This is a genomic window from Mycobacterium sp. MAA66 (assembly GCF_041261665.1).
Classification (GTDB): Bacteria; Actinomycetota; Actinomycetes; order Mycobacteriales; family Mycobacteriaceae; genus Mycobacterium.
Window position 1 is genome coordinate 341,604 of sequence record NZ_JBGCCC010000002.1, and the last position, 16,168, is coordinate 357,771.

At 65.6% G+C, this 16,168-nt stretch carries 20 protein-coding genes; 11 read left to right on the forward strand and 9 right to left on the reverse strand.

The window, feature by feature from the left end; all coding sequences use genetic code 11:
• The first annotated feature begins 163 nt into the window (after window positions 1-163).
• The 5 genes from ABIA30_RS08125 (at window position 164) to ABIA30_RS08145 (ending at window position 4,008) form a co-directional block, all read left to right on the forward strand.
• A complete protein-coding gene (locus tag ABIA30_RS08125) occupies window positions 164-1,141 on the forward strand; it encodes a DMT family transporter (protein ID WP_370065448.1) in 978 nt (325 codons plus the stop codon).
• Window positions 1,142-1,156: 15 nt separating this feature from the next.
• Window positions 1,157-1,831: a cutinase family protein gene (locus ABIA30_RS08130; RefSeq protein WP_370063971.1), complete on the forward strand. Its 675-nt coding sequence runs from the start codon at window positions 1,157-1,159 to the stop codon at window positions 1,829-1,831.
• A 24-nt stretch (window positions 1,832-1,855) separates the two neighbouring features.
• Window positions 1,856-2,521, forward strand: coding sequence for a cutinase family protein (locus ABIA30_RS08135; RefSeq protein WP_370063973.1), 666 nt, complete (start codon window positions 1,856-1,858; stop codon window positions 2,519-2,521).
• 67 nt (window positions 2,522-2,588) lie between these two features.
• Window positions 2,589-3,263, forward strand: a complete 675-nt coding sequence (locus ABIA30_RS08140; RefSeq protein ID WP_370065450.1) for a cutinase family protein — start codon at window positions 2,589-2,591, stop codon at window positions 3,261-3,263.
• Window positions 3,264-3,405: 142 nt separating this feature from the next.
• Window positions 3,406-4,008 carry a cutinase family protein gene (locus ABIA30_RS08145; protein ID WP_370065452.1) on the forward strand — a complete coding sequence of 201 codons (603 nt, stop codon included), beginning with the start codon at window positions 3,406-3,408 and terminating at the stop codon, window positions 4,006-4,008.
• Between the two features lie 74 nt (window positions 4,009-4,082).
• Here the strand turns inward: ABIA30_RS08145 and truA are convergent, their stop codons facing one another.
• The 8 genes from truA to infA form a co-directional block, all read right to left on the reverse strand.
• Window positions 4,083-4,976 carry a tRNA pseudouridine(38-40) synthase TruA gene (gene truA, locus ABIA30_RS08150; RefSeq protein WP_370063975.1) on the reverse strand — a complete coding sequence of 298 codons (894 nt, stop codon included), beginning with the start codon at window positions 4,974-4,976 and terminating at the stop codon, window positions 4,083-4,085.
• Window positions 4,960-5,499 carry a 50S ribosomal protein L17 gene (gene rplQ, locus ABIA30_RS08155; protein WP_370063977.1) on the reverse strand — a complete coding sequence of 180 codons (540 nt, stop codon included), beginning with the start codon at window positions 5,497-5,499 and terminating at the stop codon, window positions 4,960-4,962. The genes truA and rplQ overlap by 17 nt, the downstream gene beginning before the upstream one ends.
• A 60-nt stretch (window positions 5,500-5,559) precedes the next feature.
• Entirely contained in the window at window positions 5,560-6,612 is a 1,053-nt protein-coding gene (locus tag ABIA30_RS08160; RefSeq protein ID WP_370063979.1) for a DNA-directed RNA polymerase subunit alpha, read from the reverse strand.
• A gap of 100 nt (window positions 6,613-6,712) precedes the next feature.
• Window positions 6,713-7,318, reverse strand: coding sequence for a 30S ribosomal protein S4 (gene rpsD, locus ABIA30_RS08165; RefSeq protein ID WP_370063981.1), 606 nt, complete (start codon window positions 7,316-7,318; stop codon window positions 6,713-6,715).
• A 17-nt stretch (window positions 7,319-7,335) separates the two neighbouring features.
• On the reverse strand, window positions 7,336-7,755 hold the full coding sequence (gene rpsK / locus ABIA30_RS08170; RefSeq protein WP_370063983.1) for a 30S ribosomal protein S11: 420 nt from the start codon (window positions 7,753-7,755) through the stop codon (window positions 7,336-7,338).
• Window positions 7,756-7,759: 4 nt separating this feature from the next.
• Complete coding sequence (gene rpsM, locus ABIA30_RS08175) at window positions 7,760-8,134, reverse strand: 30S ribosomal protein S13 (protein ID WP_043401867.1); 375 nt, start codon at window positions 8,132-8,134, stop codon at window positions 7,760-7,762.
• Window positions 8,135-8,328: 194 nt separating this feature from the next.
• Window positions 8,329-8,442, reverse strand: a complete 114-nt coding sequence (gene rpmJ, locus ABIA30_RS08180; RefSeq protein WP_003879483.1) for a 50S ribosomal protein L36 — start codon at window positions 8,440-8,442, stop codon at window positions 8,329-8,331.
• A gap of 49 nt (window positions 8,443-8,491) precedes the next feature.
• Window positions 8,492-8,713 (reverse strand): translation initiation factor IF-1, encoded by a 222-nt coding sequence (gene infA, locus ABIA30_RS08185; RefSeq protein WP_003886926.1) that lies wholly within the window; start codon window positions 8,711-8,713, stop codon window positions 8,492-8,494.
• Between the two features lie 266 nt (window positions 8,714-8,979).
• Between infA and ABIA30_RS08190 the strand changes: the two genes are divergently transcribed.
• Genes ABIA30_RS08190 through rfbC form a run of 6 tightly spaced genes read left to right on the forward strand, consistent with a single transcriptional unit; the run spans window position 8,980 to window position 15,533 of the window.
• Window positions 8,980-10,680: an FAD-dependent oxidoreductase gene (locus ABIA30_RS08190; protein WP_370063987.1), complete on the forward strand. Its 1,701-nt coding sequence runs from the start codon at window positions 8,980-8,982 to the stop codon at window positions 10,678-10,680.
• Window positions 10,681-10,689: 9 nt separating this feature from the next.
• A complete protein-coding gene (locus tag ABIA30_RS08195; RefSeq protein ID WP_370063989.1) occupies window positions 10,690-12,165 on the forward strand; it encodes an ATP-binding protein in 1,476 nt (491 codons plus the stop codon).
• A gap of 58 nt (window positions 12,166-12,223) precedes the next feature.
• On the forward strand, window positions 12,224-13,054 hold the full coding sequence (locus tag ABIA30_RS08200) for an LLM class F420-dependent oxidoreductase (protein ID WP_370063991.1): 831 nt from the start codon (window positions 12,224-12,226) through the stop codon (window positions 13,052-13,054).
• Window positions 13,055-13,069: 15 nt separating this feature from the next.
• The gene (locus tag ABIA30_RS08205) at window positions 13,070-13,918 is read left to right on the forward strand and encodes an LLM class F420-dependent oxidoreductase (RefSeq protein WP_370063993.1); all 849 of its coding nucleotides are present in this window, start codon (window positions 13,070-13,072) and stop codon (window positions 13,916-13,918) included.
• 17 nt (window positions 13,919-13,935) lie between these two features.
• On the forward strand, window positions 13,936-14,931 hold the full coding sequence (gene rfbB, locus ABIA30_RS08210; protein ID WP_370063995.1) for a dTDP-glucose 4,6-dehydratase: 996 nt from the start codon (window positions 13,936-13,938) through the stop codon (window positions 14,929-14,931).
• Window positions 14,928-15,533: a dTDP-4-dehydrorhamnose 3,5-epimerase gene (gene rfbC / locus ABIA30_RS08215; protein WP_370063997.1), complete on the forward strand. Its 606-nt coding sequence runs from the start codon at window positions 14,928-14,930 to the stop codon at window positions 15,531-15,533. Before rfbB ends, rfbC begins: the two co-directional genes overlap by 4 nt.
• Window positions 15,534-15,540: 7 nt before the next feature.
• Here the strand turns inward: rfbC and ABIA30_RS08220 are convergent, their stop codons facing one another.
• Complete coding sequence (locus ABIA30_RS08220) at window positions 15,541-16,080, reverse strand: hypothetical protein (RefSeq protein ID WP_370063999.1); 540 nt, start codon at window positions 16,078-16,080, stop codon at window positions 15,541-15,543.
• Window positions 16,081-16,168 lie beyond the last annotated feature (88 nt).

Here is a 16,168-nt window from a genome sequence, read left to right on the forward strand (position 1 = left end):
TTACTCCCGAATTGCGTAGCGTCATGACCAATATCAGATTTACTCATTACATCATCAGAGGTGGCCGATGCCTGCGCCGAACGGACCGCACACCCCATCCCTCGGTCGCCCCACCCCACCCAATGGACAACCCTCCGGCGCTCCGGGCCAGTTCCGAACCGGCATGGCCTTCGCCATCACGTCCGCCTTCTGCTTCGGGATGGCCGGTGCGCTGGCCAAGTCACTGATCGAGGCCGGCTGGAGTCCTACTGCCGCTGTCGTCGCCCGGCTCACCGGCGGCGCCCTGGTGATGGCGGTGGTCGCAACCCTGCTCAGGCACAACTGGCTGCGCGAGGCACTCGACCACGCCGGGACCGTGATCGTCTACGGCGCCATCCCGATCGCGGGCGCCCAGCTGTGTTACTTCAACGCCGTCACCTATCTGCCGGTCGGCGTGGCCCTGCTGCTCGAGTACGCCTCGCCGCTTCTGGTCGTCGGCTGGCTCTGGGCCACCACCCGCCGTCGCCCCGGCAATCTCACCCTGGCCGGCGTCGCACTGGCGGTTGCCGGCATCACCCTGGTGCTCGGCCTCGTTGGACCCGGTGCCGGCACCGGCGGTGGAATCAACCCAGTCGGAATCGGCTGGGGACTGGGCTCCGCGGTATGCGCCGCCTGCTATTTCATGATGTCCGACAAGGCCAGCGCCGACGGTACCGGCCTTCAGTCGATCACCCTGGCCACCGCGGGGTTGGTGGTCGGCGCAGTCACGGTCGGTCTGCTGGGCCTGACCGGCGCGATGCCGCTGACCTTCGCCAACCACGATACGGCGATGGCAGGGATCATGACGCCGTGGCTGGTGCCGGTCATCACCCTGGCGATCGTTCCGACCGCCACGGCGTACACCTTCGGCATCATGGGCATCGCCAGACTCCAGCCTCGGTTCGCATCCCTGGTCGGTCTGGCCGAGGTGATGTTCGCGGTACTGGCCGCGTGGGCCTTGCTGGGCGAATCGATCAGCCCGACGCAGTTGCTGGGCGGAGCGGTAGTGCTCGCCGGCCTAGCCTTGGCGCGACAGGGTGACCGCAATGAGGCCACTTGGCACGACAACTGGCCGGACAGTCCCGACGGTTTGCCGGGCCCTCAGACAATTGGCCCTAGTTGAGCACCGTGTGTGAAGATGTGCCGCGTGACCTTGCTCAGCATGTCGGCCCGCCTGGCCGCGCTTGCAGCCGCCCTGACCTCAGGGGCGGCGCTGATCACCGCGGTTCCGGCCGTCGCGCAGGACGTTCCGTGCCCGAACATCGAAGTGGTGTTCGCCCGCGGCACCAGTGAAGATCCGGGTATCGGCCGGGTCGGCGACGCCCTGGTCAATGCCCTGCAGCCACTGGTCGGCAACCGAACCATCGGCAGCTACGGAGTCGACTATCCGGCGTCATACGACTTCCTGACCGCGCAGGATGGCGCCACCGACGCGCAGAACCACATCGCCATGATGGCGCAGCAGTGCCCGCGCACCCGAATTGTGCTGGGCGGATACTCTCAGGGCGCCGCAGTGGTGGACATGCTGTCGGGCATACCGCCGCTCGGTAACAAGGTCGGCGAAATCGGCTCGGCCCCGCCCCTGCCGGCTGATCTGGCCAGCAAGGTGGCCGCCGCCGTCGTCTTCGGCAATCCCAGTGCCAAGTTCAGCATTCCGCTGGATTCTCAGGGCCAGTTCGCGAACCGGTCGATCGACCTGTGCTCCGACGGTGACCCGATCTGCTCACACGGCCGTAACCCGTTCGCGCACACCCATTACGAGACCTCCGACTTCGTTCCTCAGGCGGCGAGCTTCATCGCTCGGCTGGTTTGAGCCGACGGCGCGTTAGGATTACTTATGCGCTCTAATCGATTTTCTCGGGTTCTGGCGGTCACCGCAGCGACGACCGTTGCCGCCATCACCCCGATCGTGACACCGGGCCCGTCGAGCTCTATCGGTATCGCCGCCGCCGACAACTGCCCGGATATCGAGGTCACCTTCGCTCGTGGCACCACCGAAGCTCCCGGCTTGGGCCGCGTCGGCGGGTCATTCGTCAACCAGCTGCGGCAGAAGGTCGGTGGCCGGTCGGTAGGCGCCTACGGCGTCAACTATCCCGCCTCGTATGACTTCCTTGCCGCCGCCGACGGCGCAAACGACGCCAGCGGCCACATCCAGTGGATGGCCGACAACTGCCCCAACACCCGGCAGGTACTCGGTGGCTATTCGCAGGGCGCAGCCGTGATGGATGTCATCGGCGCGATCCCGGTTCCCGGCGTCGGATTCAACAACCCCTTGCCGCCTGACGCGGCCGGTCACGTCGCAGCAATCGCGGTGTTCGGTAACCCGTCAGCCAAGCTGGGGCTGCCGCTCACGGCGAGCCCGGTGTGGGGCGGCAAGGTCATCGATCTGTGCAATCCGGGTGACCCGATCTGCCAGACCGATGGTCAGGACATGGGCGCGCACAGCGCGTACGCCGGTGGCCCCACCAATGATGCGGCGAATTTCGTCGCCGGATTGGTGTAACAACTTGGTATAGCAGGCTGTAGCGCTCGACACATATTCAACGAGTGCGTCAATCTGTTGGGCTAGCATCGAATTCGTGACCCACCGCGCACTGCCCGCGATCACGGTCGTGGCAGCCGCGGTGGCCTCGATCGTGCTTCCGTTGCTTCATTCCCAGACTCTGCCCGTTGCCGAGGCGGCATCGTGCCCGCCTGTCGAGGTGGTGTTCGCCCGGGGCCGCAATGAACCCCCCGGCGCCGGCCTGGTCGGCGACGCGTTCGTGAATTCGTTGCGTGGCAAGACAAAGAAGACCGTCGGGCTCTATGCCGTCAACTACCCCGCCGACACGCAGATCGACATGGGCGCGGCCGATATGAGTCGGCACGTCCAATACATGTCGGCCAACTGCCCCACGACCCGAATGGTGCTCGGCGGTTACTCGCTGGGAGCGGCTGCGACCGATCTTGTTCTGGCGCTGCCTGTTTCATTGTTTGCTTTCACCAACCCCCTGCCGGCCGGCACGGATCAACACATCGCCGCAGTCGTATTGTTCGGCAACGGTTCCAACTGGGCCGGGCCCATTTCCGGATTCAATCCGATCTATGCCGGCCGCACCATCGACCTGTGTCACGGCGACGACCCGATCTGCAACCCGAGCAAGCCATCCACCTGGACGGCCGACTTTCAGGACCATCTGCAGCCCGGCTACATCAATTCCGGAATGGTTGCGCAGGCAGCCAGTTTCGCCGCCGCCCGCATCTAGCTTCCGCCGCACCAGCGATCGTCGCCGGATCGTTGCCTGGCTGCCACCTTTTCTCGATGGCATGGTCAATACCATCTAATTTGTGGTTGGCCATCGGATTTTCCTGGCGCTGATCACCGCCCTGACCGCCGTCGTGGCACCGATGACGGCGGCGCCCAACATGATTGGCGCCGCGAATGCCGTCGTATGCCCACCGGCTGAGGTGGTGTTCGCCCGCGGACGAAATGAGCCGCCCGGCCCGGGAGAGGTCGGCGCGGCATTCGTCAACGCCCTGCGCTATCTCCGCGGCCCGAACATCACCCTCTACCCGGTGAATTATCCGGCGGACACCCAGGTGGATATGGGCGCCAACGACATGAGCCGCCGCGTGCAGTGGCTGGCGCACAACTGCCCGAGCACCAAGATCGTGCTGGGTGGTTACTCGCTGGGCGCAGCAGCCACCGATCTCGTTCTTGCCGTGCCCATTTCAGCCTTCACGTTCAACAGCCCGCTGCCACAAGGCACCGATCAGCACATCGCCGCGGTCGCGCTCTTCGGCAACGGAGCCAACTGGGCCGCACCGATCACCGCGATCAACCCGACCTACCAAACCCGCACCATCGACCTGTGCCACACCGATGATCCGATATGCAATCCGAGCAGCCCGTACCGATGGCGATCCGAATGGCAGGATCACCTGGCGCCGGGCTACATCCAGTCGGGCATGGTGGCCCAGGCGGCCAAGTTCGTCTCGTCCCGGCTCTGAGTCTTGCGAGATCGCCGAAAATCCCCTCTCCACTCGCACTCTCTCCGCACCAACGTACGTGTGGACGGAAAGGATCAGAGGGAGCGCAGGTCGCGGGTGACCGCGATACGCGACGCCAATTCGTCGTCGGGCGGGTAGTCGACGCGGACCAGCGTCAGTCCGCGCGCCGGCGCGGCAGCGTATTCACTGGATCGCTTGTCGGCTTCCAGCAGGCCGGCTATCCATGAAGGCTCCCGTCTGCCCTGACCGATCACCAACAGCGCACCGACCAATGAGCGAACCATGTTCCAGCAGAAGGCATCTGCGGTGACATACGCCGTCACCAGATCGTTCGTTCGCTCCCATGACAGCCGCTGCAGATCGCGGATGGTGGTCGCGCCTTCACGGAACCGGCAGAACGCGGCAAAGTCCTGCAGTCCCAACAACTCCTGCGACGCTGCCGCCATCGCAGACAGATCCAACGGCCGCGGCCACGGCGTGACGAAGCGGGCCAGCGCAGGGTCGACACCGTACGGCGCCAACGACAACCGGTATTCGTAGTGCCGGCGCAGCGCGGAGAACCGGGCATCGAAACCCGCTGGGGCACGGGCGATCTGGCGTACCCGGACATCCGCCGGCAGGAATCGTGCCAACCGCCGCACCAACGGCAGGAACTCGGGGTCGCCGGGGCGGGGTGTACGGGGATAGGCGTAACCCAGTGCGCCACAAGGCACGTCAACGTGAGCTACCTGACCGGTGGCATGCACCCCGGTGTCGGTGCGCCCGGCAGTCACCAGCCGCACCGGCTCGCGGAACACCGTCGTCAGCGTCTCCTCGATGACTCCCGCCACCGTGCGCTGGCCGGCTTGTGGTGCCCAGCCGGCGAATTCGGTTCCGTCGTAAGAGATATCGAGCCGTAGACGAACATACCCGCCATCGGAATCGATGGCGGGTATGTCGTTCACAGCTTGATTAGGACTTGGCGTCATCCTCAGTCGCTTCAGCCTCGGCCTCGGGAGCCTCGACCTCAGCAGCGGCTTCCGCGGCCGGAGCCTCAGCAGCGGCTTCCTCAGCCGGAGCTGCCGGAGCCTCGGCAGCGGCCTTGGCCTGAGCCGCAGCGGCACGACGGGCACGATCGGCCTCAGAGACGACAGTGCGCTCCCGCACCAGCTCGATGACCGCCATCGGGGCGTTGTCGCCCTTGCGGTTCTCGATCTTGATGATCCGGGTGTAGCCACCATCGCGGTCCGAGAAGAACGGTGCGATCTCGGCGAACAGGGCGTGCACGACGTCCTTGTCGCGGATCTTCTTCATCACCTCACGCCGGTTGTGCAGCGCGCCCTTCTTGGCGTGGGTGATGAGCTTCTCCGCATACGGCCGCAACGCCCGCGCCTTGGGCTCGGTCGTGGTGATCCGGCCGTGCTCGAACAGCGAGGTGGCCAGGTTGGCCAGGATCGCCTTCTGGTGCGAGGACGACCCGCCGAGGCGGGCACCCTTTGTAGGCTTGGGCATGACAACTATCTCCTAATTGGGGCCGGCCCCCGTATCAGGTAGGGCCGGGACGGAATTCTTTTAGAGCTGCTCGGTTTCGGCGTAGTCCTGGGTGTCGTCCAGGTCATAGCCGGCGTCGCTGTTCCAGGTACCGGTGGCCACGTCGTAGCCGGCAACCTGAGACGGATCGAAGCTGGCCGGGCTGTCCTTGAGCGACAGACCCAGCTGGTGCAGCTTGATCTTGACCTCATCGATGGACTTCTGACCGAAGTTGCGGATGTCCAGCAGGTCGGACTCGGTACGCGAGACCAACTCACCGACGGTGTGCACACCCTCGCGCTTGAGGCAGTTGTACGACCGCACGGTCAGTTCCAGATCGTCGATCGGCAGTGCGAACGACGCGATGTGGTCGGCTTCAGCCGGCGACGGGCCGATCTCGATGCCTTCGGCCTCGACGTTGAGCTCGCGGGCCAGACCGAACAGCTCGACCAGCGTCTTGCCGGCCGAAGCCAGGGCGTCACGCGGGGCGATCGAGTTCTTGGTCTCGACATCGAGGATCAGCTTGTCGAAGTCGGTGCGCTGCTCGACGCGGGTAGCCTCCACCTTGTAGGTGACCTTCAGCACCGGCGAGTAGATGGAATCGACCGGGATCCGGCCGATTTCCGCACCCGAAGCCTTGTTCTGCACGGCCGGGACGTAACCGCGACCGCGCTCGACGACGAGCTCGACCTCCAGCTTGCCCTTGTCGTTGAGGGTGGCGATGTGCATGTCCGGGTTGTGCACGGTCACACCGGCCGGAGGCACGATGTCACCGGCGGTGACGGCGCCCGGGCCCTGCTTGCGCAGGTACATGGTGACCGGCTCATCCTCTTCCGAGGACACGACCAGACCCTTGAGGTTCAGGATGATGTCGGTGACATCTTCCTTTACCCCGGGGACGGTGGTGAACTCGTGCAGCACACCATCGATACGGATGCTGGTGACCGCCGCGCCCGGGATGGACGACAGCAGCGTGCGCCGCAGCGAGTTGCCCAGCGTGTAACCGAAGCCCGGCTCCAGCGGTTCGATGGTGAACCGGGACCGGTTGTCGGCCAGCACATCTTCGGACAGGGTGGGACGCTGAGAGATCAGCATTCTTTTCTATCTCCTTCTCGGCACCCGCTATTTGATGCCGGTTTGGTGTTGACGGACGGATTGCCGTCAACATGTGCGGCCTACGGCCGCGGCGACCCGGTTACTTCGAGTAGAACTCGACGATGAGCTGCTCAGCGAGCGGCACCACGATCTGAGCGCGCTCGGGCAGCTGGTGCACGAGGATGCGCTGACGCTCGCCCACGACCTGCAGCCAGGACGGGATCGGGCGGTCGCCCGAGGTCTCACGCGAGATCATGAACGGCAGGGTGTTCAGCGACTTGCCCTTGATGTCGATGATGTCGTACTGCGACACCCGGTAGCTCGGGATGTTGACCTTCACACCGTTGACGGTGAAGTGGCCGTGGCTGACGAGCTGACGGGCCATCCGGCGGGTACGGGCCAAGCCGGCGCGGTACACGACGTTGTCCAGACGGCTTTCCAGGATCTGCAGCAAGTTCTCGCCGGTCTTGCCAGCCTTGCGGTTGGCTTCCTCGTAGTACTTGCGGAACTGCTTCTCCATGACGCCGTAGGTGAAGCGAGCCTTCTGCTTCTCCTGCAGCTGGGTGCGGTATTCGCTCTCCTTGATCCGCGCGCGGCCGTGCTGGCCGGGCGGGTAGGGGCGCTTCTCGAATGACTGATCGCCGCCGACGAGGTCGACGCCGAGACGGCGCGACTTGCGGGTGGCGGGTCCGGTATAACGAGCCATGAGTTAGTCCTTCTCCCCTAGACCCGGCGCCGCTTGGGCGGACGGCAGCCGTTGTGCGGCTGCGGGGTGACGTCGGAAATGGCGCCAACCTCGAGGCCGGCTGCCTGCAGTGAACGGATCGCGGTCTCGCGGCCCGAACCCGGGCCCTTCACGAAGACATCGACCTTCTTGACACCGTGCTCCTGCGCCTTGCGGGCAGCGTTCTCGGCGGCGAGCTGCGCGGCGAACGGGGTGCTCTTGCGCGAACCCTTGAAGCCGACGTGGCCCGACGAGGCCCAGGCGATGACGTTGCCCTGGGGATCGGTGATCGAGACGATGGTGTTGTTGAACGTGCTCTTGATGTGAGCAGCGCCGTGCGGGACGTTCTTCTTTTCCCGGCGACGAGTGGGCTTGCCGCGCTTCGCTGAGGCAGCGCCGGCTTTCTTGGTCGGTGCCATTTACTTACCTGGCCTTCTTCTTGCCGGCGATGGTGCGCTTCGGGCCCTTGCGGGTACGCGCGTTGGTCTTCGTCCGCTGGCCACGCACGGGCAGGCCACGACGGTGGCGCAGGCCCTGGTAGCAGCCGATCTCGATCTTGCGGCGGATGTCGGCCTGGACCTCGCGGCGCAGATCACCTTCCACCTTGAGGTTGCCCTCGATGTAGTCACGCAGCTGGGTCACCTGGTCGTCGGTGAGGTCCTTGGTGCGCAGGTCGCGGTCGATGCTGGTAGCGGCCAGGATCTCCTGGCTGCGGGTACGGCCGATGCCGTAGATATAGGTCAGCGCGATCTCCATGCGCTTGTCGCGCGGGAGATCAACGCCCATGAGACGTGCCATCAGGCAGTGTTCCTTTACTTTGCGGAGGTCTGTTCCCAGTCCGTTCCCCGTCTATCGGGGTCCGGCCTCCGTGCCGGACGTGGCTGAGTGACGCATTCACTCAGTGGTACTGGGATGTCTGCATTCAGTTATGGGTGGTGCCTTTGGGCTTGCTGGATCAGGAGCTTGCGGACAAGCGCCCCGACCTGTTGCTACTAGCCCTGCCGCTGCTTGTGCCGCGGATCGGAGCAGATCACCATGACCCGCCCGTGCCGGCGGATCACCCTGCACTTGTCGCAGATCGGCTTGACGCTCGGGTTCACCTTCACGGCTTCGCGATCCTTTTCTCTGGTCTGGTTGGTGTTGCTTGCTGGGCGTTTACTTGTAGCGGTACACGATGCGGCCACGGGACAGGTCGTAGGGAGACAGCTCCACCACGACGCGGTCCTCCGGCAGGATGCGGATGTAGTGCTGCCGCATCTTGCCGCTGATGTGGGCGAGTACCTTGTGTCCGTTCTCCAGCTCAATGCGGAACATCGCATTGGGCAGGGGCTCGATCACGCGGCCCTCGACCTCGATGGCGCCGTCTTTCTTGGCCATACTTCTCGGTAATCCTCTGGTTTTTCGGTTTCGTATCTCATACGCCCGTGCTTGGCGCAGCGTCCACCCCGACTACACAAACGTGGACCGGACGCTAGGAAATTCCAGGGAACTTCAGAACAGGGCACGCAAAGAAGCCGGCGCGGCAGTCGCACCGTTGGTCCACGATACCCGCTGAGCGGCCAGGCTCCAAAATCACCGACCGGGGCCGCCAATCCACCACTCGCGCGCCGCGTCTGTCCAAGTCAGGCGCATAATGGCTAGCGATGACTGGACCCTCTTCTCAGGCCCGCAATCCTGTGATTCTCACCGTCGACGACGATCCGGCGGTTTCCCGGGCGGTCGCCCGCGACCTGCGCAAACACTACGGAAACCGGTATCGGATCGTGCGCGCCGAATCCGGAACCGACGCACTTGTCGCGGTCAACGAGCTGCAGCTACGCGGTGATGCCGTCGCGGTGTTCATCGCCGACTACCAGATGCCGGAGATGAGTGGCATCGACTTCCTCGAGGCGGCGATGGATGTCTTCCCGCTCGCCCGACGGGTGCTGCTGACCGCCTACGCCGACACCCACGCCGCGATCAACGCGATCAACCTGGTCGACCTGGACCACTACCTGCTCAAGCCGTGGGATCCACCGGAAGAAAAGCTCTACCCCGTCCTGGACGGGCTGCTGGAGCAGTGGCATACCGTCGGCGACCGCGCCGTGCCACACACCAAGGTGATCGGGCATCGCTGGAACCCGCGGTCCTGGGAGGTTCGTCAGTTCCTGGCCCGAAACCAGCATTACTACCGGGCGTTCTCCTCCGATGAGCCCAAGGGCAAGCAGCTGCTGGCCGCCGCGGGGCTCGATGGCCTGCAGTTGCCGGTGGTCATCTCCGAGCAGGGCGAGACGATGGTCGAACCGACCGACGCGCAGCTGGCCGAGATGCTGGGCCTGGCCACGAACCCGTCGTTGGACATGTACGACCTGGCGGTGATCGGTGGCGGACCTGCGGGGCTGGCCGCGGCGGTGTACGGCGCGTCCGAGGGGCTGCACACGGTGCTGATCGAACGCACCACCACCGGCGGACAGGCCGGGCGCAGCTCGCGGATCGAGAACTACCTGGGCTTCGAGACCGGTGTCTCCGGCGCCGAGCTCACCACCGCCGCACGACGACAGGCGGAGCGGTTCGCCGCCGAGGTGATCACCACCCGCGAGGTGGTCGGGCTGGAGATCGGCGGGCCGGCCACCAAGACGCTGACCTTCGACGACGGTGCCAGCATCACGGCACGGGCAGTCATCCTCGCCACCGGCGTCGACTACCGGCACCTACAGGTCAGCGGATGCTGGGACGACCCAACGGCCGTCGGATCGAGCTACGTCGGCAACGGCGTGTTCTACGGCGCGTCGGTTTCACAGGCGTCCGAATGCGCCGGCGAGGACGTCTATGTCGTCGGCGGCGCGAACTCGGCCGGGCAGGCAGCGATGTTCATGTCGCAGCAGGCCAAGTCGGTGACACTGCTGGTACGCGGACCGTCGCTGGAAGCGTCGATGTCGTACTACCTGATCCAGCAGATCGAGAACACGCCCAACATCAACGTGCGCACCTGCACCGAAGTCGTCGACACCTGCGGCGAAGACGGCCATCTGACCGGATTGTGGCTGGTGGACAACAACACGGGCCTCCGCGAACACGTCGAGTCGACGCGGCTCTGTTGTTTCATCGGGGCCACGCCGCGCACCACGTGGCTGGAGGATGCGGGAATAGCTCGCGACGACCACGGGTTCGTGCTTACCGGACCGGACTTGAAGGACGTCTGCGGCTGGACGCTGGACCGGCCACCGCACCACCTGGAGGCCAGCGTGCCCGGCGTGTTCGTGGCCGGCGACGTGCGGGCCGAATCGGCCAAGCGGGTGGCCGCCGCAGTGGGTGAAGGTGCCATGGCGGTGATGCTGGTCCATCGCTATCTGACGGAGACGTAAGGAGCGCATATGGGTGAGAAATGCGTGCGTGACGAGTTGCGCACCCTGTTCCTGTTCGAGTCGTTGACCGACGAACAGCTGGACACCTTGTGCTCCCACGGACATATCGCCACCTTCGAGCCCGGCCCGGTGTGTACCGAGGGCGAGCCGGCGACGTGTTTCTACGTGATGCTCGAAGGCGAGCTGGTGATGTCGATGAAGTCCGGCGGCATCGACATCGAGACCAACCGAACCGACATGCGCGGCGTCTACTGCGGCGCCTGGTCGGCGTACATTCCCGACGAACAACGGGTCTATGAGGCCTCGGTGCGAGTGACCAGGCGGTCACGGTTCTTCGTACTGGACGCCAACGCCTACGCCGACTTCATGCGGGCCGAATTCCCGATGGCGGTACATCTGCTGGAGGGCCACAAGGTCGGCGGCATGCGGCGTCGCCAGATTGTCGGGCAGCGCGAGAAACTGCTTGCCCTGGGCCAACTTTCGGCCGGATTGACCCATCAGCTCAACAACCCGGCGGCGGCTACCGCCCGCGCCGTGGCTGACCTGCACGAACGGATCGGCAAGATGCGCCACAAGCTGGCGATGCTGGCCGACGGCAAGCTCTCCGCAGAGTCCCTGCGAGTACTGGTCAGCATCCAGGAAGGCATTCCCGAGCAGGTGGCCAAGGCCAGGGACCAGGAACTGACCGCCATGGAGACCGCCGATCGCGAGGATCTGATCGGCGAATGGCTCGAGGACCACGGCGTGGCCAGCGCCTGGGATTACGCGCCGACCTACGTCGAGGCCGGCCTGGATGTCGATTGGCTGGAACGCATTTCGACTCTGATCGGCGACAGCAATGCCCCCGAGACCCTGCAGGGCGCGCTCGGCTGGCTGAAGTACACCATCGACACCGAACTGCTGATGTGCGAGATCTCCGAAGCGAGCAAACGGATTTCGACGTTGCTCGCCGGCGCCAAGCAGTACTCGCAGATGGACCGGGCGCCGTACCAGAACGCCGATCTGCACGAACTCCTTCGCAGTACCTTGATGATGTTCGGCGACCGGATCGGCAAGGACGGCACATCCTGCGTCAAGGTGGTCAAGCAATACGACCCGACGCTGCCCGAATTGCAGTGCTACCCAGCCGATCTCAACCAGGTGTGGACCAACATCATCGACAATGCACTGCAGGCCATGAAGGGTTGCGGGGTGTTGACCATACGCACCATGAAGGTCGGCGATGACACGGTCCGGATCGAGATCAACGACAACGGCCCGGGCATCCCGGCCGATGTGATCGAGCGCATCTTCACCCCGTTCTTCACCACCAAGCCGTTCGGTGAGGGCACCGGTTTGGGACTGGACCTGGCCTGGCGGATCGTCTGCGAAAAGCACCACGGCAACCTGTATGTCGAATCCGAACCGGGCAACACCACATTCATCGTGACGCTGCCGGTATCCGCACCTTCGCCGGATGAAGTGCCGACCGGGTCGACGAAGTAATTTCGGATCAGCCGGAGTCGATCGGAATGCCGTCCGAGGCAGGGGCGTTGCCGCACACATGACCAAACCAGACCTCGGCCGATACGGCGTCTTCGGACGCGGTGCAACACCCGGGCAAGCACAAGAGATCGAAGCGCTGGGGTACGGCGCGATCTGGGTCGGCGGTTCCCCGCCCGCGGAGCTGGAGTGGGTCGAGCCGCTGCTCGCCGTAACCACCAACCTCAAAGTAGCCACCGGCATCGTCAACATCTGGACCGCACAGCCCGGACCCGTGGCGGACTCGTTCCACCGGATCAACGCGGCCTTCCCCGGCCGGTTCCTGCTCGGCATCGGCGTCGGCCATCCGGAGGCACACACCGCGTACCGCAAGCCCATCGAAGCGCTGACCGACTACCTCGACAAGCTCGACGAGTTCGGCGTGCCCAAGGAACACCGGGTGGTGGCCGCGCTCGGGCCACAGGTTCTCAAACTCTCGGCCAGCCGCAGCGCCGGCGCCCACCCGTACCTGACCACGCCCGAGCACACCGCCCGGGCTCGTGAGCTGATCGGGCCGGACGCGTTCCTGGCGCCGGAACACAAGGTGGTGCTTACCACCGACGCCGAGCACGCCCGCGCAGTCGGACGCAAGGCCCTCGAGATTTACCTCAACCTGAACAATTACCTCAACAGCTGGAAGCGGTTGGGGTTCACTGACTCTGACGTCGCCAAGCCCGGCAGTGACCGCCTCGTCGACGCAGTCGTCGCATACGGCACGGTGGACGCGATCGCCGCCCGGCTGCAGCACCACCTCGATGCCGGCGCCGATCACGTGCCGGTGCAGGTGCTGACGTCACCGGACAAGTTGGTACCCGCATTGACCGAACTCGCCGGCCCGCTCGGGCTGCGCTAACTGGAGGGATTGCGCATGAGCCAGCTGAACCTGGGCCGCTTCGGGGTGTGGACGTTCGGCGCCCCGAAGCCCGAACAGGCCGCCGAGATCGAGAGGCTGGGATACGGGGCCATCTGGCCCGGCGGCTCGCCGGCCGCCGACTTGGCGTTCGTCGAGCCGGTCCTGGCTGCGACAGAGAACCTGATCATCGCGACCGGCATCGTCAACGTGTGGACCGCACCCGCCGCCCAGGTGGCCGAGTCGTACCACCGTATCGAGGCGGCATACCCGGGCAGGTTCGTGCTGGGCATCGGCATCGGCCATCCCGAACACACCCACGAGTACCGCAAGCCCTACGACGTCCTCGTCGAGTATCTCGATGAACTCGACGCGGCGCAGGTGCCGGTGAGCCGCCGAGTGCTGGCCGCACTGGGCCCCAAGGTGCTCCGGCTCGCCGCCGACCGCAGCGCCGGCGCCCACCCCTACCTGACCACTCCGGAGCACACCGCCTCGGCGCGCGAGCTGATCGGCCCCGAGGTGTTCCTGGCGCCCGAGCACAAGGTGGTGCTCACCGACGGGTCGGCCGAGGCCGCCGAACAAGCCCGCGCAGTTGGCCGCCAGACCGTCGACTTCTACCTGAATCTCAGCAATTACCTGAACAATTGGCGCCGGCTCGGATTCACCGAAGAGGACATCGCCAAGCCCGGCAGTGACCGGCTGATCGACGCGCTGGTGGCCCACGGGACGCCGGAAGCGATCGCGGCCCGGCTCACCCAGCATCTCGACGCCGGTGCCGATCACGTGGCGATCCAGGTACTCGGCGGCTGGGGCGAGGTGGTGCCGACGCTGACCGCGCTGGCGGGGCCGCTGGGTCTGAAGGGGTAGCCGTTAGGGTTGCATCCATGCGGATGCTGGTCACCGGCGGCGCGGGGTTCATCGGCGCGAACTTCGTCCACCTCACCTTGCGGGAGCATCCCGGCACCGAGGTGACCGTGCTCGATGCCCTCACCTACGCCGGCAGCCGGGAGTCACTGCAGCCGGTGGCGGGCGACGTGCGACTGGTGGCCGGGGACATCCGGGACGCCGGGCTGGTCGACGAACTGGTACGCGGATCCGATGCCGTGGTCCATTTCGCCGCGGAAACCCACGTCGACAACGCACTGGCGGACCCCGCCCCATTTGTCCAGTCGAATGTCGTCGGCACCTTCACGGTGCTCGAGGCGGTACGCCGGCACGATGTGCGGCTGCACCACGTGTCCACCGACGAGGTGTACGGCGATCTGGAGCTGGGCAGCCCGGACCGCTTCACCGAGACCACGCCATACAACCCATCCAGCCCGTATTCGTCCACCAAGGCCGCGGCCGACCTCCTGGTCCGGTCCTGGGTCAGGTCCTACGGGGTGCGGGCGACGATCTCCAACTGCTCCAACAACTATGGGCCGTACCAACACGTGGAGAAGTTCATCCCGCGGCAGATCACCAACGTCCTGACCGGTCGGCGGCCCAAGCTCTATGGCACCGGCGCCAACGTGCGGGACTGGATCCACGTCGACGACCACAACCGCGCGGTGCACCGAATCCTCGATCGGGGCACCAGCGGGCGCACCTACCTGATCGGCGCCGACGGCGAACGGGACAACCTGTCGGTGCTGCGCATGCTTTTGCACTTGATGGACCGCGACCCCGACGACTTCGACCAGGTGACCGACCGGGCCGGCCACGACCTGCGCTATGCGATCGATCCGAGCGCTCTGCGCGACGAATTGGGATGGCGACCCGGACACACCGATTTCGAGGCCGGGCTGAAAGCCACCATCGACTGGTATCGAGCCAACGAATCCTGGTGGCGGCCAATGAAAGACGCTTCCGAAGCGACCTATGAGGAGCGTGGCCAGTGACCGTCCGTGAGCTGGCAGTGCCGGGCGCGTGGGAGCTCACCCCGACCGTGCACACCGATGACCGTGGCCTGTTCTATCAATGGTTCACCGACTCCGAATTCGTCGAGATGACCGGCCACGCACTGGATCTGCGGCAGGCCAACGTCTCGGTATCGGCCAAGGGCGTGCTGCGCGGCCTGCATTTCGCCGAACTGCCGCCGAGCCAGGCCAAGTATGTGACATGCCTGAGCGGCGCTGTGTTCGACGTAGTGGTCGACATCCGGATCGGCTCACCGACATTCGGCCAGTGGGATGCGGTGGTTCTCGACGGTGCACAGCATCGATCGGTCTACGTCTCCGAAGGATTGGCACACGGATTCCTTGCGCTGCAAGACAATTCCACTGTGGCCTACTTGTGTTCGGCGGGCTACGCTCCGTGGCGCGAGCACACCGTCAACGCCGCCGATCCCGCGATCGGGATCGAGTGGCCGGACGCCGGCCGGACTCTGTCGGACCGCGACGCGGCAGCGCCGAGCCTGGCCGAGGCACAGGCCGCGGGGCTGCTGCCGACCTGGGCGGCCACCGAAGCATTCGCCGCACGACTGCGGGAGACGAACGCCTAGAACCGGCTCAGTGCTGGTCGTGGTGGCCCCAGTTCCGATGGCCCCAGGTGAAGTGGCGCCGGTCGTAGTTCTCCGGGCGCTGCGCGGCATCACCACCAGTGGTACCGGCCTGTGGTGCACCGTCGAGCGGCACGGCGATCGGACGCGTCTTCGCTGCGACCGGGACCGGGATCGTCAGCTGCTCCGGGACGACGGCCTGACTGAGGGACGGTGTCGGGGCTGCAATCACCGGAACGTACGGAGCCGATTCGGTTCGGTCGACGACGGCCGGGTTCGGCTCCGGTGAACCGTTGCCGCCGAACATGATTGCCCCCAACGTGGCAACAACGGTGACCGCCCCGAAAAGCGTGGCCGCGACCACCGCCGGGGTGGATCGGGTGACTGGCCGCGTCCTGACGGCGGGCGCCGGCGGGGGCGGTTCGTCGGCCGGCTGCTCCGCCGACCAGGCCAGGGCAGCGATCGGCATGGTCGGCGCCGCCGTGAAGCCGGTGGCCGCGACTGACGAGAACGCCAGGCCCGGCAGTGTGGCAGTGAGGTTGGTGGACATGGCGTTCTCCTGTGTCGTGCTCGCCGCCCGGGTGGGCCGCTCCTATGGGTAGGAGCACCGACGCCGCCGCATCGGGACAACTTTTCGT